Annotated in this window: 20 protein-coding genes and 6 pseudogenes; 20 read left to right on the forward strand and 6 right to left on the reverse strand. The window is 40.1% G+C overall.

Annotation, left to right across the window (positions count from 1 at the left end):
* The first annotated feature begins 137 nt into the window (after positions 1 to 137).
* The 9 genes from G9F48_RS11870 to G9F48_RS11910 all read left to right on the forward strand — a co-directional run bounded on the left by G9F48_RS11870 (position 138) and on the right by G9F48_RS11910 (position 6273).
* On the forward strand, positions 138 to 950 hold the full coding sequence (locus tag G9F48_RS11870; RefSeq protein WP_156735584.1) for a Cof-type HAD-IIB family hydrolase: 813 nt from the start codon (positions 138 to 140) through the stop codon (positions 948 to 950).
* Positions 951 to 982: 32 nt separating this feature from the next.
* On the forward strand, positions 983 to 1786 hold the full coding sequence (locus tag G9F48_RS11875; RefSeq protein ID WP_015387972.1) for an HAD-IIB family hydrolase: 804 nt from the start codon (positions 983 to 985) through the stop codon (positions 1784 to 1786).
* Between the two features lie 273 nt (positions 1787 to 2059).
* Entirely contained in the window at positions 2060 to 2311 is a 252-nt protein-coding gene (locus G9F48_RS11880; protein ID WP_015387973.1) for a DUF2651 family protein, read from the forward strand.
* Between the two features lie 200 nt (positions 2312 to 2511).
* Positions 2512 to 2982, forward strand: coding sequence for a DinB family protein (locus G9F48_RS11885; RefSeq protein ID WP_165409535.1), 471 nt, complete (start codon positions 2512 to 2514; stop codon positions 2980 to 2982).
* Between the two features lie 171 nt (positions 2983 to 3153).
* On the forward strand, positions 3154 to 3675 hold the full coding sequence (gene satA, locus G9F48_RS11890) for a streptothricin N-acetyltransferase SatA (RefSeq protein ID WP_121984372.1): 522 nt from the start codon (positions 3154 to 3156) through the stop codon (positions 3673 to 3675).
* A gap of 112 nt (positions 3676 to 3787) precedes the next feature.
* Positions 3788 to 3850, forward strand: coding sequence for a tetracycline resistance efflux system leader peptide (locus tag G9F48_RS20085; RefSeq protein ID WP_134816631.1), 63 nt, complete (start codon positions 3788 to 3790; stop codon positions 3848 to 3850).
* 33 nt (positions 3851 to 3883) lie between these two features.
* The gene (gene tet, locus G9F48_RS11900) at positions 3884 to 5260 is read left to right on the forward strand and encodes a Tet(L)/Tet(K)/Tet(45) family tetracycline efflux MFS transporter (protein WP_165409536.1); all 1377 of its coding nucleotides are present in this window, start codon (positions 3884 to 3886) and stop codon (positions 5258 to 5260) included.
* Between the two features lie 98 nt (positions 5261 to 5358).
* The gene (locus G9F48_RS11905; RefSeq protein ID WP_031378922.1) at positions 5359 to 5577 is read left to right on the forward strand and encodes a hypothetical protein; all 219 of its coding nucleotides are present in this window, start codon (positions 5359 to 5361) and stop codon (positions 5575 to 5577) included.
* A 159-nt stretch (positions 5578 to 5736) separates the two neighbouring features.
* Entirely contained in the window at positions 5737 to 6273 is a 537-nt protein-coding gene (locus tag G9F48_RS11910; protein ID WP_014305463.1) for an ATP-binding protein, read from the forward strand.
* Positions 6274 to 6748: 475 nt separating this feature from the next.
* Here the strand turns inward: G9F48_RS11910 and G9F48_RS11915 are convergent, their stop codons facing one another.
* From G9F48_RS11915 to G9F48_RS11925, 3 genes and pseudogenes are all read right to left on the reverse strand, one after another.
* Positions 6749 to 7309, reverse strand: a complete 561-nt coding sequence (locus tag G9F48_RS11915) for a GNAT family N-acetyltransferase (protein ID WP_138092654.1) — start codon at positions 7307 to 7309, stop codon at positions 6749 to 6751.
* A gap of 210 nt (positions 7310 to 7519) precedes the next feature.
* Positions 7520 to 7748, reverse strand: a pseudogene (locus G9F48_RS11920) (hypothetical protein).
* Positions 7667 to 8884 carry a DUF418 domain-containing protein gene (locus tag G9F48_RS11925; protein ID WP_138092652.1) on the reverse strand — a complete coding sequence of 406 codons (1218 nt, stop codon included), beginning with the start codon at positions 8882 to 8884 and terminating at the stop codon, positions 7667 to 7669. Before G9F48_RS11925 ends, G9F48_RS11920 begins: the two are co-directional and overlap by 82 nt.
* A 264-nt stretch (positions 8885 to 9148) precedes the next feature.
* Between G9F48_RS11925 and yrkP the strand changes: the two genes are divergently transcribed.
* The 3 genes from yrkP to psiE are packed head-to-tail and all read left to right on the forward strand — an operon-like array spanning position 9149 to position 11591.
* Positions 9149 to 9844 (forward strand): two-component response regulator YrkP, encoded by a 696-nt coding sequence (gene yrkP, locus G9F48_RS11930; protein ID WP_165409537.1) that lies wholly within the window; start codon positions 9149 to 9151, stop codon positions 9842 to 9844.
* Positions 9831 to 11129 carry a two-component system sensor histidine kinase YrkQ gene (gene yrkQ, locus G9F48_RS11935; RefSeq protein ID WP_165409538.1) on the forward strand — a complete coding sequence of 433 codons (1299 nt, stop codon included), beginning with the start codon at positions 9831 to 9833 and terminating at the stop codon, positions 11127 to 11129. Before yrkP ends, yrkQ begins: the two co-directional genes overlap by 14 nt.
* Positions 11130 to 11174: 45 nt before the next feature.
* Positions 11175 to 11591: a phosphate-starvation-inducible protein PsiE gene (gene psiE / locus G9F48_RS11940; protein WP_012118039.1), complete on the forward strand. Its 417-nt coding sequence runs from the start codon at positions 11175 to 11177 to the stop codon at positions 11589 to 11591.
* Positions 11592 to 12188: 597 nt separating this feature from the next.
* Here psiE and G9F48_RS11945 read toward each other — a convergent pair.
* Together G9F48_RS11945 and G9F48_RS11950 are read right to left on the reverse strand one after the other, a co-directional pair.
* Positions 12189 to 12716 (reverse strand): PadR family transcriptional regulator, encoded by a 528-nt coding sequence (locus G9F48_RS11945; protein ID WP_165409591.1) that lies wholly within the window; start codon positions 12714 to 12716, stop codon positions 12189 to 12191.
* Positions 12713 to 13555, reverse strand: a complete 843-nt coding sequence (locus tag G9F48_RS11950; protein ID WP_156735581.1) for a sialate O-acetylesterase — start codon at positions 13553 to 13555, stop codon at positions 12713 to 12715. The genes G9F48_RS11945 and G9F48_RS11950 overlap by 4 nt, the downstream gene beginning before the upstream one ends.
* 97 nt (positions 13556 to 13652) lie before the next feature.
* Between G9F48_RS11950 and G9F48_RS11955 the strand changes: the two are divergent.
* Positions 13653 to 14049, forward strand: a pseudogene (locus tag G9F48_RS11955) (recombinase RecT); the annotation flags it as partial.
* Positions 14050 to 14118: 69 nt separating this feature from the next.
* Positions 14119 to 14298, forward strand: a pseudogene (locus G9F48_RS11960) (phage major capsid protein); the annotation flags it as partial.
* Positions 14299 to 14484: 186 nt separating this feature from the next.
* Here G9F48_RS11960 and G9F48_RS11965 read toward each other — a convergent pair.
* Positions 14485 to 14928 (reverse strand): MerR family transcriptional regulator, encoded by a 444-nt coding sequence (locus G9F48_RS11965; protein ID WP_052586319.1) that lies wholly within the window; start codon positions 14926 to 14928, stop codon positions 14485 to 14487.
* A gap of 169 nt (positions 14929 to 15097) precedes the next feature.
* Here G9F48_RS11965 and G9F48_RS11970 point away from each other — a divergent pair, with 169 nt between their 5' ends.
* The 6 genes and pseudogenes from G9F48_RS11970 to G9F48_RS11995 all read left to right on the forward strand — a co-directional run.
* On the forward strand, positions 15098 to 15949 hold the full coding sequence (locus G9F48_RS11970) for an aldo/keto reductase (protein WP_013352973.1): 852 nt from the start codon (positions 15098 to 15100) through the stop codon (positions 15947 to 15949).
* A gap of 3 nt (positions 15950 to 15952) precedes the next feature.
* Positions 15953 to 16060 carry a winged helix-turn-helix transcriptional regulator gene (locus G9F48_RS11975; RefSeq protein ID WP_076984016.1) on the forward strand — a complete coding sequence of 36 codons (108 nt, stop codon included), beginning with the start codon at positions 15953 to 15955 and terminating at the stop codon, positions 16058 to 16060.
* A 183-nt stretch (positions 16061 to 16243) separates the two neighbouring features.
* Positions 16244 to 16356 (forward strand): annotated as a pseudogene (locus G9F48_RS11980) (hypothetical protein); the annotation flags it as partial.
* Positions 16357 to 16411: 55 nt separating this feature from the next.
* Positions 16412 to 16680, forward strand: a pseudogene (locus G9F48_RS11985) (DUF2577 family protein).
* A 93-nt stretch (positions 16681 to 16773) separates the two neighbouring features.
* On the forward strand, positions 16774 to 17472 hold the full coding sequence (locus tag G9F48_RS11990; protein ID WP_138092640.1) for an aspartate/glutamate racemase family protein: 699 nt from the start codon (positions 16774 to 16776) through the stop codon (positions 17470 to 17472).
* A 100-nt stretch (positions 17473 to 17572) separates the two neighbouring features.
* A pseudogene (locus G9F48_RS11995) lies at positions 17573 to 17770 on the forward strand (DUF2634 domain-containing protein); the annotation flags it as partial.
* Positions 17771 to 17806: the final 36 nt, after the last annotated feature.

Raw genomic sequence — 17806 nt, forward strand, 5'->3', positions numbered from 1 at the left:
ACTTTTTGTGTCATTCAAAACAAGACGTCAGCCAATGATTTACGGTCAAAACAACTGCGGATATAATTCGTTCATACGCTTTATGCATGATCTCTTCAAGGGCCGCTGACAAAAGCGGCCGAAAAAAGGAGGACAATATGAGTATCAAACTGATAGCGGTTGATATGGACGGAACGTTTTTGAATGATGAAATGGCATATAACGAAGAGCGTTTTATGAATCAGTATCGTGAATTAAAAGCGCGGGGAATTAAATTTGCCGTAGCAAGCGGAAACCAATATGCGCAGCTTACATCCTTCTTTCCGGAAATCAAAAGTGAAATCGCTTTCGTTGCCGAGAATGGCGCTTTCGTCGTGAATGCCGGAGAAGAAGTATTCGCGGGTAACATGTCTGAAGACACTATAAAAGCAGTAATCCGTGCTTTAGAGCAGTATGAGGTGAAAAACGTCATTGTCTGCGGAAAAAAAAGCGCGTATATTCATGAAAATGCCAGTGAAGATGAATATCTGCATGCCAGTAAGTATTATTATGTGTTAAAAAGGGTGCCGCATTTTGAAAACATCGATGATGACATTTTAAAATTTTCCATCAGCTTTCCCGCCGAACATTGTTCCGCACTTCTGAGCCATTTAAAAAACGCAATCGGGTCTTTCGTCACGCCTGTATCAAGCGGGCACGGTGACATAGATCTGATCATACCGGGGCTTCATAAAGCAAGCGGGATTAAGCTTCTCCAGAAACAATGGGGGATAAATGCTGAAGAATGCGCGGCCTTCGGAGACAGCGGCAATGATTTGGAGATGGTGTCCGCCGTGAAATACGGAGTCGCCATGGATAATGCGCAGGAAAGCATTAAACAGGCCGCAGCGCATATCACGCAATCAAACAATGAGGAAGGGGTCTTAAACGCGATTGATTCCATTCTCAAATGTGAAAAACCCTTTGTCTGAAAAAGACATTTTAACTGCGGAGGTGCTGAACGATGATTAAATTAGTGATTACGGATTTAGACGGCACATTTTTAAATAATCAAGGCGATTTTGACAGAACGTTATTTGAAAAGACAAAAAGAGTAATGGAGGAACAGCATGTCGCTTTCGCCATCTGCACCGGGAAACAGTGTGAAAGGGTGGAAGCCTTATTCGGAGAAGACGCGAAAGATTTTTGGATTTTAGGAGACAGTGCTGCACGTATGAAAAAGAACGGCAAGTTCGTATATGAATCTTTAATCAGCAATAAAGCCGGACTGTCAATTATAGGCGCTTTAGAAAAAATCAGCTGCGGGCACACCATTATCGCGTGCACAAAAAAAGGCGCGATCGTAAAAGAAAATCTGTCTGAAAGTGAAATGAAATATGTAAATGCCTCTTATGCACATGTAACGAAAATAACTGATTTTACTGAGATAAAAGACGATTTTATCAAGATTACGGTTCATGACCCCGACGCCAACTGTCCGGAAACGAGAGAAAAGCTGCATGAATTTTTTCACCAATTATATATCGTAGCATCAGAAGATACCTGGATGGATATATCAAATATCGGAATACATAAAGGATCAACAGTACAAGAACTGCAGCGATTATTAGGGGTTTCGGCAGATGAAACAATGGCATTCGGAGACGGCCGCAATGACAAAGAATTGATGGAAGCGGCATCCTACAGCTTTGCGGTTAAGAACGCCATTGACGAAATAAAAGATGCGGCGCACTTTGTCATCAAATCAAATGACGAAAGCAGCGTCATGCACACGATTATGAGAATATTAGCGCTGCAAAAACAATGAGAAAGCAGATGCGCTAAAATCAATGCGGCAGGACTTACTAGGGAAAGAAAAAGCGGGCTATCCTCAGACTTTAATCCACTCCTCATTTCCCTAAAATATGTTAAAAATGAATAAATATCTATATTTGACTCGATTGTATTGGTATAATATGTATAAAAAGAATGAAACGGCGTAATATCAAGATGAAAAAAATCACTTCATATCATTTGATGTCAGACAAAAAGTAGGAACTTCCTCGTTTTGAAATTGGGAGGTGTTTGTATTAGCCCGCTGTTGAGTCCCGCGTATATCATTCTCATTTTTCTTCCGGCAGCTTCTTTTCTGTTAGGGATTTTAGGATATTTCATCTTCAAAAAAGTATGGATGATGGTTGTTATTGTATTCATTTTGTCCTTGATATTTATGTTTATTGTAATAGGTGCCGAACCGACATTTTTCATTTGGGTGGCTATGATGACGGGGAGCTGTTTTATCTCCGGTTCAATCACTAAGACGGTATGGACTTTTGTAAAGCGAAAATATTAGACACAGAAGAATCCTGTTTGTCGATTGAAGAAAAAGAAGTATAGAGTGATCTGTTATGTTCTTATATTTTGTCTGTTATTGTCAGATCGGGCTTTCTGATAAAAATGTCTGTCTATCGTTTTGTTCTTTTTTAACTAAACGGAGCACTATAATTGAACTGCAGATACATAGAAACACAAAAAAGGATAAGGAGGATTTTTATGTTTCAAACCTTAGACCATTTTTTGAAATCTTGGGAATTCGAAGCCGATGCGACACAAAAACTGCTGAATCATCTGACTGATGAATCACTTAAACAAGAAATCACTTCACAACATTGGACTTTAGGCCGTATTGCATGGCATACTGTCGCGGCCATTCACATCATTACCTCAAACACAGATTTAACGTTTCATGCTCCTGCTGAAGATTATCCTGTTCCTGCGTCGGCGCGGTTTATTGCTGAGAGTTATCATCAAGCCAGTAATGCATTTGTGCAGGCGTTAAAAACGCAATGGACTGACGATACACTTCAAGAATGTGTCAACTTTATTGGTCAGCAAATGCCGAATGGTTCACTTTTGATGTTTTTAATTCAACATCAAAACCATCATCGAGGACAAATGACTGTCCTTATGAGACAAGCAGGTTTACCTGTTCCGGGTATTTATGGTCCGGCAAAAGAGGAATGAACAACATTTGGTTTGGAAGCTCCGAAATAGGATGTTGGTGTAAGGGCTCGAATGAATAGATGATACCAATCGATGTTGGTATCTTTTTTGTTTTAGTCTTCGTGACATGCAGACGAATCAACAGTTCGAAAGGTGTAAAGTGAGTTCAATAAATGCAGAAAGGTGATTATGATGATAACTAAAATGACTCGTTTCAATATGAAAGACTTCAATAAACCAAACGAACCTTTCGTTGTTTCAGGGAGAATCATCCCTTCATTTGAAAACAATGTTTGGACATATACAGAGGAGAAATTTGCTGAACCTTATGTCAAAAAATATGACGATGATGACATTGATGTCAGTTATATTGAAGAAGAGGATAAAGTTGTCTTTTTTTATTACGCAGAGAACGACTGTGTCGGCCGGAGTAAGCTTCGTTCTAATTGGAATGGATACGCACTGATTGAAGACATTGCCGTTGCAAAAGATTATAGAAAAAGTGGTGTCGGGACGGCTTTATTACATAAAGCGATTGAGTGGGCAAAGGAGAATCATTTATGCGGTCTTATGCTTGAAACACAAGATATTAATGTTTCAGCTTGTCATTTTTATGCCAAAAATAACTTTGTCATAGGAGCGGTCGATACAATGCTTTATTCCAATTTTTCAACAGCAAATGAAATTGCGGTTTTTTGGTACTGTAAATTTTAAATATAACAGTATTTGATGTTTCGTCATTTGCGGGTGTGTGCCGCAAAGTATTCAAAACATCGGCTTGAGGATTTATAATAAGGTATATCAATCAATGCAGGGGGAGTTATGTATGAAGTGCAAAAAAATGAACAGGGTACAATTAAAAGAGGGAAGCGTATCAATGGCCCTATAAACTGCGTCTGCCCTCATTAATGGAGGGAAATTTGTGAATACGCCTTATTCACAGTCAGCTTTACGGCACAACCAAGTGTTCATTTGGCTTTGTGTTCTGTCATTTTTCAGCGTATTAAATGAAATGGTTTTGAACGTCTCGTTACCTGATATCGCCAACGATTTTCATAAACTGCCAGCGAGTGCAAACTGGGTGAACACGGCCTTTATGTTAACCTTTTCCATCGGAACTGCTCTGTATGGGAAGTTATCAGATCAGCTGGGCATCAAAAAACTGCTCCTATTTGGAATTATGGTAAATGGCTTCGGATCGATCATTGGATTTGTCGGACACTCTTTCTTTCCTGTACTCATTCTGGCCCGATTTATTCAAGGGGCTGGTGCAGCCGCATTCCCGGCTCTTGTGATGGTTGCAGTAGTACGCTATATTCCGAAAGAAAACAGGGGTAAAGCATTTGGTCTGATCGGGTCGCTGGTGGCAATGGGGGAAGGTGTCGGACCAGCTATTGGCGGAATGATCGCTCATTATATTCACTGGTCATATTTGCTGCTTATTCCGACAGCAACAGTTATCACCGTTCCATTCCTGATGAAACTGCTGGAAAAGGAAGAAAGAGTCAGCGGGCGCTTTGATATGACGGGGATTATATTAATGTCTGCAGGCATCGTATTTTTTCTGCTGTTTACAACTTCATATAGAATGTCTTTTCTGATCATCAGTATTCTGGCTTTCCTGATATTTGTGAGACATATTAGGAAAACTCAAGATCCCTTTGTTGACCCTGCACTGGGGAAAAATGTTTTGTTTATGATGGGCGTCCTTTGCGGAGGCCTGATCTTCGGCACTGCTGCAGGATTTGTGTCTATGGTTCCTTATATGATGAAAGATGTTCACCATTTAAGTACTGCGGCAATTGGAAGCGGGATTATGTTCCCCGGGACGATGAGCGTCATCATCTTCGGTTACATTGGAGGATTGCTTGTTGATCGGAAAGGTTCTTTGTATGTGCTGACCATTGGGATTGGATTGATGTCTTCCAGCTTTTTAATCGCTGCCTTTTTCATAGATGCGGCACCTTGGCTCATGACCGTTATAATCGTTTTTGTTTTTGGGGGGCTCTCCTTCACAAAAACGGTTATATCTACAATTGTGTCTGGCAGTTTGAAACAAAAGGAAGCCGGCGCCGGAATGAGTCTGCTTAATTTTACGAGCTTTTTATCAGAGGGAACGGGTATTTCGATTGCAGGCGGTTTATTATCGATCCGCTTGCTGAATCAAAGGCTGCTGCCTGTTAACGCTGATCATTCCGCTTATTTGTACAGTAATATGCTCATTCTTTTTGCAGGAATCGTTGTTATGAGCTGGCTGGTAACCGTGAATGTCTATAAACGTTCGCGAAGAAATGACTAAAAAGGGAAAAGGATCAAACTTGATAAAAGTTTTGATCCTTTTTTTGAGGAGCTTCCTTATTCCGAAACCTTTTGCCGATCAATGAAAGGGGAGTTAAAGTGAATTACATTTATAAGAAAAAGGAAAAGAAAAATGGAAATTGTATCATTTCAATCAGAGATAAATGGGAGAACGCACTTATTGAGTTTGAACAAAAAAATAATCAAATTGAGATCATGATCAATTACCGTAACGAGAAAACAACCAAGTTTTCACTGCCAATCGAGACTTTTGAAAAAGTGTATGAGGATATTAAAATAGGCCGGAGAGAAAGTTAATCATTCTGTTTGAAAATGACCATGAAGTTCGTAAGCGGTATGGTTTTAACCGCATCTGGATTCCCCTGGAAAAGTAAAGGTTTTTGGGGATTTATGTCAAAATAATAGTAAGTACCTTATGCAACAGGGAGTTTGGTTGCTTCATAAGGAGGGGGAAGTATGAAAAATAAGATTCACATATTGGGAGCCTCCGGAGTCGGAACGTCAACATTGGGTGTTGCATTATCAAAGCATTTGCCGCATACGCATCTTGATACTGATGATTACTATTGGACAGATAAATTCACTAAAAAAAGAGAAATCCCTGAAAGAAGAAAGTTGCTTAAAAAAGACTTGACAATAAATGAGAAATGGATTCTTTCTGGCGCAGTGTGCCGCTGGGGCGATGATCTAAAAAGTTATTTTGACCTTGTCATCTTCTTATGGATTCCGCAGGATATACGGCTTGAGAGATTAAGGCATAGGGAATTTCAGCGTTATGGAAACGAAGTGTTAGCCGGCGGCAGTAAATATGAACAATCAAAAACATTTTTAGAGTGGGCTTCTTTATATGATCATGCCGGAATGGAAGTTAGAAGCAAAGCTTTACACGAACATTGGATGGCAGATTTATCTTGTCCATTGTTAAAAATTGAAGGAGATTACTCAGTCAATGAAAGAGTTGATCGTGTCTTGGATTATCTGAATTCTAATTAAACTGACGGATGGAGATAACTGCAAAATCCAAAAGTCAAAGACAGTTCCGGCCATTTTAACGGAGCTGTTTTTTCATACCGCTTTCAGTTTGTCTGTTGTGAAGTGATTTATTTTCGGCAGCATCCCACAACAGAGAAGTGATTTGTTATTCGTTAAGTTCTCCGTTGGAGTATTTCTCTAAAATTCGTATAAATCGTTCATCACCTAATTAATTATTTCTTTGTTTATATTTATTATCCATTTCATTTTCACACCGAATTAAAGCCCTCTCATAACGAGAAGGGCTTTCCGCCTTTTGATACTTTCTCCTCAAAAAGAAGGGGAAGGCTTTATTCGTTTATCCCTCGTATAGTTTATTAATCAACTCTGTAAACATGGGGAATTATTGGTTAACTTAGAATTTTTTCGATCCAAACAAATATCTTTAAAAAAAGTTACCGGCAACTTACTGCGGCATATCGCAGTGTTCAATTGTTTAGTCCTTTTTTTTCATAACCTTTACAAATCTGAAAAAGTCGTCATCATCATCCGGCAGGGACTTGTCATCTTCGCGTCCATTGCGATGCATATGCGGATCAGAGTGATGTTCATTGTAGAACTCTACGATATGGAATCCGCACTTATTCACATAGAAGTTGATATTTCGCTTTTCAAAATAAGGTGTCACGGTTTCCCAAAGCACAGTATCCGGATACTGTGCTTCTATGGCTTTCCAAGCAGAAAGACCAATCCCCTGGCTGTGATGTTCTGGAGATACATAGAATAAATCTAGCGAATTATGATGTGTTTCGCTGTTGATACGTACTACTGCACCACCTACCTTCTTACCATCCCGAAGAATATGATAAACGACTGCTCCGGGAGCGTCGAAAGACTCCTGAACATCATTGTCCGATGGAATCGGTCCATCTTCGCAATCACCGAACGTTTCAATCACGGCGATCGCAAAGGCTTCTTGTAATTTTTTTTGGAATTCTGGCAGATCAGATTCCTTTGCTGGTTCCAGAATAACTTTTGGTTCCTTTTTTGTTTTCATGATTGTCACTCCTTCAGTTGCTGAAATAACGAGTTCAGTCGTTCGGTAAAACATTCCAGCTGCTCTGCCGCTTTTTCTTCCGCGGTAATTTTGGCGTTAAAATACTTGCTGCAAGGGTTTAGTCATTATTCTCAAATTTTTCCTATAGCAAATCGCATAAAATAGTCGAATGTGTTGCCCTTGGCTATAGGCATGCGCAAAAGATTCATTTTAGATTCGATCACGAGCTATGCACATTGAGTAAACTCTGGTGAATTTTCTGTCAGAGTTAGCCCAAAGAAGCACTAAATAATATAAAAGTTTAATACCCACTTCAGTCAACAACTAATTTGAAGTTATGCAATCTGTGCAAAGGGGTTATTTCTGAATTGATTTTTCCGAATGCAGCGGAGTTGCTTTGGGACTCCCGTTTACTTTGCCGTACGTCAGCTTGCGCCATATCAATTCCATCGGACCGTACTTAAACCGTTTCAACCACAATGTACTAAAGCTCATAAGCACGAAGTACACGGCCAGACTGAACATGAACGTGCCGGCGGATTGAATATGATCGGCAAGCCCGAATCCGTACTTGAGGAACAGAACTGTTCCAATGATAGAGTGAAGCAGATAACAGGTCAATGACATCCGTCCGACTTTGGTGAATATCATCATAGGGCCTCGCAGCTGAGGAACGTACAGAAACAGCATTGCAAAAGTGCTCATATAAAACATACTTCCGGTTAAGCCGCCATTTTGACCCAAGACAGAGGAAATGTCCTTCCACAGCATATTCTCAGAAAGATTAAACATGTCTAGTAATATACTGCTTTGTGTTATTAGAAAAGCGATTGTGCTAATGATCCAGATACGCTTCCATATGAACTTTTTCGCTTCCATGTCTTTGAAAAATTCCATCTTAACAAAGTACACGCCCAGCAGAAACATGAGAAACATGGAATAGATCATAGAGAAAGAGCCAGCAGCCATCGTGACCATATCTGTCCACCGAGTGCTGATGGATTCCATGTAGGTAAGGCTTGTGTGGCTAAACAAAGTAAACTCTGAAAAATTCGGGTTTTTTGACCCTGCAGTATTGATGACATTGTACAACATTGTGAAAACAGGGGTCAGGAATTGAAACACGATAAGTGCGATAATCCATCTAAGCACCGTTTTGGCCGTGCGTTTATAGAAGGCGAGTAACAGGAAGCCGCTTACGGCGTAAAAGGTCAATATGTCACCGACCCAAACAAATGTGATGTGCAAAATGCCAAATCCCAACAGGATAGATAACCTACGGGCAAACAGCTTGTTGGGACTATCTACCTTCTGCGCGGCTCGATCCATAAAGATCATAAACCCAACTCCGAACAAGAAGGAGAATAATGTAACGAATTTCCCTTCGGCAAACCAGGAAACCAGATTGTGCAGTACGTCATCGGAGGCCATTTCGAATCCCTTTACTGAATCTACGATCAGAAAATAGTTGACAATAATAATGCCAAGCAAGGCAAATCCACGTACGATGTCCAGAAAATGAACCCGTTCCCGCAGACTTACCGGTTGCCCGCGTCCTTCGTTTTGTACAATCATATCAATACTCCTTTTCCATTTATCATTGCAATGTGCAGTGCGGATCTGAAAAACTTGAGCCTTACAATGGATAATAAAGACAGAATCTTAACAATTTATGAAGGTTCATCATTTTTTTAGAAAATGTGACAAATTTGTGGCGAGCATCAGCTTTCATAAACTGTTAAGATTTACGTAGTATCTTATAACGTACGTGTTACTTATGAATGATATATAGTAAGGTCACACGAGAAATAACATCAAGAATCATGAGGTGAAAGAGGCATGACCCATCGAATATTAGTCGTAGAGGATGATCATGATATTGGTGATCTTTTGGAGGAATCCCTTACGCGTGCAGGATACGAGGTGCTAAGAGCCAAGGATGGGCAGCGAGCATTGCAACTTATGAATGATTCGCTCGATTTGGTTATTTTGGATATTATGATGCCAGGCATTTCGGGAATCGAAACCTGTCAGCACATCAGGAAAACCTCTAACGTTCCAATTCTGTTTCTGACGGCCAGATCGAGTACACTCGATAAAACTGAGGGATTACTCGCCGGCGGCGATGATTATATGACTAAACCCTTCTCGGAAGAGGAACTTCACGCTAGAGTGATTGCTCAATTACGCAGATATACAATCTATCAGGAAAAGAAGGAACAGGAAGAAACATTTCTTATCGGGGGCAAACTGAGAGTGAGCGAAGAATTTAATGAGGTCTGGAAAGAGGAGCAGCAAATCAAGCTGTCAGATCTGGAATATCGTATCCTGAAACTGCTGATGAGCAAACGCAACAAAGTATTTTCTGCTCAAAATATATATGAGAGTGTGTGGGGACAGCCTTACTTTTACTGTTCTAACAATACGGTGATGGTGCATATTCGGAAACTGCGCTCCAAAATTGAGGATGATCCGGCACGTCCGGTTTATATAAAAACTGAATGGGGAAGAGGATATCGATTTGGCACATCGTAAATTCACGCTAACCAAAAAACTGGCTTTGCTGATCATGGTTGCTGCGATTGTGAGCGGTGTGACCTTTCTGACGTTGCAAAAGATTACAGATGATCTGATCGAGGGATACCTGAGTTCGGATGAGTATTATCACAAGGAGTCAGCGAGATACATTCAAAAATTCAGTCAGTACGTTTCAGAAAATGGGTTGTCTACATCGGATAGAAAAGCGTTTGGCGAATGGGTCAAAAAAGAAAATTACATTAACCTCACCATATTCAAGAATCAGGAGCTGCAATATGATTCCGTTTATTCCGAATCGGATTATGGAAAGGAAAAGCTGACTCAGTATGCTCAAAATCATTCACATCCTGTCAAGTTCAGCGATGGTGAAGGACGAGTCATTATCGACGGTTTCTACTCTTCCCGATATTATGATCTGGCCTTTACATTGGATTTGCTCGGTGCAACCCTCATCTTTTTAATCATTGTTCTCTTGGGCATTCGCCAAAGTCTTTCCTACCTTAAAACGCTTCACCAAGAGATTCATATTCTTGAAGGGGGCCAGCTGGACTACGAGATGACGATAAAAGGGCATGATGAATTAGCGATGATTGCAAAGAGCATTGAGGATCTGCGGAAAGCTTTCTTGGACAAACTTAAAGCGATCGAGGAATTGCAAGCAGAGAGCCGCAGCCTGGTTACCGAAATGTCGCACGATATGCGCACACCGCTGACGTCGCTGATCATGAATCTGGAGTTTGCCAAAAAAGAAGGAGGCGAAGCGGGTACCAGCAAAGATCGTTATGTAGCCAATGCTTATGGTAAAGCACTGCAATTAAAAAACTTATCTGACAATCTGTTTGCGTATTTCCTGCTGAACAAGGAACATGGGGCCGACCTGGAGACCGTTGCAGTGAAAGAAGTGATCTACGATCTAATATCAGATCAGATTGCTATCCTTCATCAGGAGCATTTCCGGGTCCATATTTCAGGCGAGCTGCCGGAAACCTATATTAACGTGAATTTGGAGGAGCTTGGTCGTGTATTTGATAATGTGATGTCAAACTTATTTAAATACGCAGATCCGGAAGAAGAAATCAGCATCACGTTTGTATCGGATCAAGAAATATTTGAGATTCATGTTAGCAATACGATTAAACTTGCGGATGTAACACCGGAAAGCAACGGACTCGGTGAAAGAAGTATTGCGCGAATGATGTCCCGCATGCAGGGGCAGTTTCACAGTATACAAAAGAATTCCAAGTACTGCATCGTGCTGCGATTTTGGAACAGAAAGATGTAGGCTGCGAATCAAAACGACGAAAATATTGTAATAGGAGACAACAAGATGAGATTTTCCAACAATTTTAAAAAGGCGCCTTACCTGTTACAAGCGCTTCTCAATGTCTGTCTGTTCTTCCTGGCGATAGCCTTAAGCGGACTTCTGATCAGCGAGACATGGTACATTGTGCAATTCGTATACAAGTCACTGTTCAACAAAGTGGACAGCTATTATGAGATGCTTGGGGAACTGCTTATATTCTTCATGTACTTTGAGTTCATTGCTTTGATTATCAAATACTTCAAATCAGACTTTCATTTCCCGCTTCGCTACTTTATTTATATTGGCATCACGGCTGTCATTCGTTTGATTATCATCGATCATGATCAGGCGATCTCAACGTTCTGGTGGGCGATGGCCATTCTTGCAATGATTTGTGCATTCTTTATTGTCAATAGACGGAATTCTGTTGTTGAACATTAATAAATTAGTTCACTTTATACCGATACGCCACTGAAATGTCCTAATTGTGAATGAGATTGCTTCTTTATTTTACAAGGAAGAGATTAAAATTTTAATAAATAAGATGAAAAAGTTAGGACGGACGTTTATTGTTTTTTCCTCAACATTTTTTAACTATAATTGATAAATAGAAATGATGGCAAATGAATAAAAGGAGTGTAATGAAAATAACTTTATCAGGACAAACGGCTGTGACATAGCATTACCCAAGGGGTGATGCTGCTTGAACATCAGACTTTGAATCTTAATGATGGATGAAAACTCAAGTTATCTGCAAAAGCAGCAGTTTAGCGGAAGAAGGAGAAAAATCAGTTGACTTACTGAATACTGAATAGGTGTAAAAAGTGGTTATTCATACAGATTGAAAAAGAAGGACACGCAGCAGATTCACTTGCTCGTTGTTGGGGCAAGTGTTGACAACCCTATTAGCTGGTTTAATTAAAGAAGGGGTATAAAACCTGTATCAATGATGTTACGAGATATCTGCGACACAGGTTTTATATGTAGGTAACTAATCTTCTTATATATGTAACATTGCATTTTTTATTATCCAATAGTTCACTCTATTTCTGCTTTCAATTTTTCGAACCACTCTAAATTAACCAAGTGATGTGAACGGGAATTTTCATTCATACGGCGAAAGTAATTGATTGTGCCGGGAATTTCTTGAGTGATGGACAGGTATTCATCAAGGAGCTCGATTCGAGTTTTAGTCTGATCGATTTGTGATTGGATCAGATCCAGTAATTTATTTTTGTCGAATTCATCGGCAAAGAGTAACGCCCCATAAAATTGCTGGTTCACATATTCCGATTTGGTGCCGTATTTGATCATTAATTTTTCAAATTCTGCCCTTCCCGAATCTGTGACTTTAAAGTTACGGATTTCACGCCCGCCGGTTGAGGGTTTCTGCTGAATCTGTTCAATCAAACACTTTTCTTCAAGTTGCTGCAGATTGTAATAAAATGAACCTTTCGTGAAGTTAACAATGTATTTGTAATGACGTTTTTCCATTAAGGCCAGAAGTTCATAGCCGTGAGCTCCGGGGTTTTGGATGAGCAAGCCAAGGATAAGTAAGGGAATTATGGTTTCATCACCTTCGCCATCCGCGCCTCAAATTCCGCGTACGTGATTTCACCCGAAGCCAAATCCATACTATGAAGGTAAATCTGTTCTGTTTTAGAATAGTCACCCTTCACTTTCAGTGATTGCTCCTCTCCCGAAATGGGTTTCAGGATATGGTGCTTTTTCGAAAAAGCCTCGAAATAGCGGTAACCGAATTTACGTTGTGAAGCTGCGTCTAAATGAATGCCATCAGGATTCGCAGTCAAACCTGCTGCAGTAACAAAATAACAATTCTGTTGTTCATTAGCAAAACGCAGCAATTGTTCATTAACCTGTCGAAATTCAGTCGCGTGCTGTCCAAAACCGGTCTTCCCAAGAAAGTCACCAAGCCCTCCAATAATCAACGGTACCTCATCAAGTTTCAACTCGTTTCTTAGCGTCTCAATGATAAGAGTTAATTTCTCGTAATAAGTTTCATGCAGCGAACGATAACTGTCACTTTCACCTTGGTGCCAAAGGATTCCGCAAATTTGACTGGAACGGAGGGCGAAGCGGGCTTCGGACAAAGCATGCTGAAAAAGGATGCCTTCCGGATGCCAGTCATTCAATGAACTGCCGCCTTCCGCACACGGGATCAAGCCAATTTCTTCATCGGGATGAGCTTTCGACCATGCATCTGCAAAAGATGCCGCCAGGCCAACGCCGGAAACCGGACGGTCATAATTAATCGGCTCTGTCATCATCGGCCACTGTCCATTGCGCAGCATTTTAATTTTTTCATTATAGATAGGGTCTACTTCATTCAAAAATCCACGGCCCGCCATATTCGACTGCCCCAACATTAAAAAAGACTTTATCATCTAATTTTTCACTTCTTTACATCAATATTTTAGTCTAATTAGACTATAGTCAATTCAGCTTGTCTTGTAAAGTTTTAATAAGGTTTTATTATGATGTATGAAAAGCGTTCCTGTGGCAGCTACACTCGACCTGCCTATAGATAAAAACTTAGGGGATGTCTGGATAGTTCCTTATGGAGGAAAGGCTCAATTCCAGCTTGGATACAAAGGGTACATACAGCTTGCTTTGCGAACAGGCCAATATAAGTCCATCAATTGCATACCGATTCATGAAGGCGAATTGGAGAAGCGGAATCCGCTGGCTGAGGAGATCGAGATTGATTTTGAAAAGTGTGAATTCAGACGTAGTGATTGGTTATGCAGCTTATTGTGAATTGATAAATGGCTTCCGAAAAACAGTGTACTGGACAAAGGCACAAGTAGAGAAACACAAAAAGAAATTCAGTAAATCTGACTTTAGATGGAAAAATGACTGGGATGCGATGGCTCCTAAGTTTCCGAGCCTTCAAACAAAGAAAATACAGAAAACCAAGCGCGCGAGAAGCCGATCCTTTGATAGCAAGCCTATTCAAGCTTCAACTTTTATTCGAATGGTTCAAGACACGCCAACGATTTTAAGAGTTGTGCTGACTAAGGATCAAAAGTCTGTTCCATCAATTAGCACAGCTAACTTAAGCACAAAAGAAGTAATTGCTGAAGTTAACATTACCTCTGACACACTTGAAAACAACATCGAACAAGAAGTCGCATACAGATGCGACCTCTATCAATTTATATTAATAGAAAGTAACCTTAAGGACTTGCAGCCTTATAGCCGTATATAAACAAATTTAATCGCTCATAACATGTCATCAAACTTAGCCTATTCAATATGGATTCCAATTTAGAAGTTTAAAAGCGATTGATGTGCTCATGAATATCTCTCACATCTACCGGACGGTGGGTGAGTAAAATACGTCACTATGCATATGCTGTATTTTTTCCCAGTTGGCGGGATTGGTTGTATCAAAAGAGCGGTGCTCCAGAATGGCCTGATATAGGGCGGTTTTTTGTTCCAAATGGGCAATGTGCTGTTTGGCTTCTTCGAGCTGAGCGAGTGCTTCTTCTTTATGCTCCATCATGAGTGTGTACCGTTGTGGGATGGTCGAATCTCCTTCGAGACAGAGATTCACGTACGTTTTAATGTCTTCAATCGGCATTCCGGATTGCCTGAGGCATTTGACGCCAAACAGCCAGTTGATTGATTCTTCATCGAACAAACGGATATTGTTTTTATTGCGCTGTACGCTCGGCACCAGGCCTTTATCCGTGTAAAAGCGCACCGCATGCTCAGTGAGTCCGGTTATCATCGCTGCTTCTTTGACTGTATGCATGTGTAATCCTCCTTTAAAAATTTTTAAAAAAGTGCTTGCCTTCGTGTTGCACGAAGGTAATAAGCTTATTATAACGCAAACCAGCCGCAGCGGAATTCATTCTGCAGTGCCCGATTTTCGGGATGCGTGCCGTTTGTCGTTCTACATTTGAACAATAGGAGGAATTACAATGCAAACCGTAACATTAAACAACGGAGTGAAAATGCCAATTATCGGCTTCGGTGTATACCAAGTCCCCGATGCTCAAGATTGTGAAAACGCAGTATATGAAGCACTGATGGCCGGTTATCGCCTGATTGACACTGCTTCCGGTTACCTAAATGAGGAGGCAGTCGGACGTGCAATCAAGCGGAGCGGCGTACCGCGTGAGGAGCTGTTCATTACGACCAAGCTCTGGATTCAGGATGCCGGCTATGAAAGTGCCAAGGCGGCATTTTCCAAATCTTTAAATAAGCTGCAGCTGGATTATCTTGATTTATACCTTATTCACCAGCCATACGGCGATTATTACGGCGCTTGGCGCGCGATGGAGGATCTGTACCGCGAAGGAAAAATCAGGGCAATCGGAGTCAGCAACTTCCATCCCGACCGTCTAATGGATCTGATCATGCATAATGAAATCGTGCCAGCCGTCAATCAAGTCGAAACGCATCCATTCTGCCAGCAAAAAGAAAGTGCTGCTTTTATGAAAGAGCAGGGAGTTCAACACGAGTCATGGGCACCGTTCGCTGAAGGGCGCAATAATATGTTCAGCAACGGCGTGTTGACTTCCATTGCGGAAAAACACAATAAATCCGTCGCCCAGGTCGTGCTGCGTTGGCTTGTTCAGCGTGAAGTCGTTACGATTCCAAAATCGGTGCGCAAAGAACGGATTGTCGAAAACTTTGACATTTTTGATTTTGAGTTGAGCTTAGAGGATATCGAAAAGATTTCCACCCTTGATAAAGGAGAAAGTCTTTTCGGGTCGCACCGAGATCCTGAAATTGTAAAATCGATAGGCGCCATGAAATTCGATCTGTAAGCTTTGTCTAATAAAACAGTTAAGTTTAATGAACTTAAAAGGTTAATCCCATGGATTACACAGAGGATATCGATACTACAACTTAGGGAATTAGAACCTTATCGGGTATGAATATTATTCGAAAATTTCCAAGTTCGTTCATAAGGAAGGGTTAATGCTAAAAAGACTGCGTGCAGCATACATTATTAACGGAAGAACAATTTGATGAGATGGTTAAACCAGAAAATCTGAAACCTAATATTGGAATCTTTTAAGATAAAAACTAGTTACTAATCAGTAACTAGTTTTTCTTTCAGCCAGATCGAGGTCTGCATAAAGAAAGCAGGGACTGAAGTATGCCTGGGAAGGATTTTCTGAGGAGTTTTTAGAGCGTCCGGCGTTGAATCGTTTTGAGAGAGGACGCAAGTTAAGGACTTATAAGTCAAGTCATTTGATACCAAAATGCAGTAACGAATGAGAAAAATGATTTTCATAACTGTCACATCTCTTTTTCTATATTCTGACTTTATTGAATGTGAGTCACCGGTGGATATTATGCCGGCTGAAGTGATTTCCGTTTCATCTATTGAAATAAGGCTTAATGAAAATGACAAATTAATAATACCTGCTGATTTGATTATTATTCCTAAACGGTTGCGCTCTGGAGAAGATGAAGAACTGAAAATGGGTGAGAATTTGATGGTTGTCTCCTTAAAGGGCGGGCAATCATTTTTATTCTCGATAAAATTTAATGATAATAATCCTGAAAAAATAAATAATTGTAAAGACCTAATCTATGCTATAGAATAACTATAATATTTTGAAAATTTCATCCGAGGTGGGTTATGAAAACTATTGGTCTTATTGGCGGAATGAGTTGGGAATCTTCAGCTGAGTATTATCGAATTATCAATGAAGAAATAAAAAAGAAGTTAGGAGGGCTTCACTCGGCAAAATGCCTTTTATACAGTGTTGATTTTAAGGAAATTGAACATTATCAATCCATAGGAGCTTGGGATAAAGCAGGTGAAGCTTTAGGTCAAGTTGCAAGATCATTAGAAAAAGCAGGTGCAGATTTTATTGTAATATGTACAAATACTATGCATAAAGTTCTTGGATATATCCAAGAAATGATCACTATACCTATTTTGCATATTGCCGATGCAACTGCAGAACAAATTATTAGACAAGACATTCGCTCAATAGGACTGCTTGGTACTAAATATACGATGGAGCAAGATTTTTATAAATCACGTATTGCGTCTCATGATATTAATGTCATTGTTCCTGATGATGATGAAAGGGAATTAATAAATAATATTATTTATCAAGAACTGTGTCTGGGTGAAATTAAACAGTCTTCCAAAAACATTTATAAGAAGATCATAAATAATTTGGTGGATAGAGGAGCAGAAGGAATCATTCTTGGATGCACTGAAATTGGACTATTAGTAAAGGCAGACGATTCAAAAGTGCCATTATTTGATACGACTTTAATCCATGCTCAAAAAGCAGTAAATAAATCCCTTTCGATTTCTTCTTAGAATGATTATTTCTTATATTTTAAAACCGCTCTTTAGGAGCGGTTTTTATTATGGTTCATTCAATCAATAAATGGAGGAACGTTATAGGAGTAATCTTATCATGACCCTTTCCTCAGAAATTGAATTTGATGATATTGAAGATGACAGCGAAGTCATAGGGACCTCTCAAACCTACAAAATATATTTTGAAAATGGCCGTATCACAAATGAATTCATCACAGGCCTTGACGCGATTAAACAGTTTGTATATTTGTCCCTTCACACTGAGCGCTACGCATATTCTGTTTATAGTCATGATTGAAAAAGATAAAATAGAAAAAGCCGGAATGTCAGA

Source organism: Bacillus sp. EKM420B (assembly GCF_011065565.1).
GTDB classification, from domain to species: Bacteria; Bacillota; Bacilli; order Bacillales; family Bacillaceae; genus Bacillus; species Bacillus velezensis.

Bases quoted from the DNA above. Each gene is read 5' to 3' on its own strand.
- G9F48_RS11870 (WP_156735584.1), top strand. From the start codon at position 138: ATGAGTATCAAACTGATAGCGGTTGATATGGACGGAACGTTTTTGAAT.
- G9F48_RS11875 (WP_015387972.1), top strand. From the start codon at position 983: ATGATTAAATTAGTGATTACGGATTTAGACGGCACATTTTTAAATAAT.
- G9F48_RS11885 (WP_165409535.1), top strand. From the start codon at position 2,512: ATGTTTCAAACCTTAGACCATTTTTTGAAATCTTGGGAATTCGAAGCC.
- satA (WP_121984372.1), top strand. From the start codon at position 3,154: ATGATAACTAAAATGACTCGTTTCAATATGAAAGACTTCAATAAACCA.
- G9F48_RS11910 (WP_014305463.1), top strand. From the start codon at position 5,737: ATGAAAAATAAGATTCACATATTGGGAGCCTCCGGAGTCGGAACGTCA.
- G9F48_RS11915 (WP_138092654.1), bottom strand. From the start codon at position 7,309: ATGAAAACAAAAAAGGAACCAAAAGTTATTCTGGAACCAGCAAAGGAA.
- G9F48_RS11925 (WP_138092652.1), bottom strand. From the start codon at position 8,884: ATGATTGTACAAAACGAAGGACGCGGGCAACCGGTAAGTCTGCGGGAA.
- yrkP (WP_165409537.1), top strand. From the start codon at position 9,149: ATGACCCATCGAATATTAGTCGTAGAGGATGATCATGATATTGGTGAT.
- psiE (WP_012118039.1), top strand. From the start codon at position 11,175: ATGAGATTTTCCAACAATTTTAAAAAGGCGCCTTACCTGTTACAAGCG.
- G9F48_RS11950 (WP_156735581.1), bottom strand. From the start codon at position 13,555: ATGATAAAGTCTTTTTTAATGTTGGGGCAGTCGAATATGGCGGGCCGT.
- G9F48_RS11965 (WP_052586319.1), bottom strand. From the start codon at position 14,928: ATGCATACAGTCAAAGAAGCAGCGATGATAACCGGACTCACTGAGCAT.
- G9F48_RS11970 (WP_013352973.1), top strand. From the start codon at position 15,098: ATGCAAACCGTAACATTAAACAACGGAGTGAAAATGCCAATTATCGGC.
- G9F48_RS11990 (WP_138092640.1), top strand. From the start codon at position 16,774: ATGAAAACTATTGGTCTTATTGGCGGAATGAGTTGGGAATCTTCAGCT.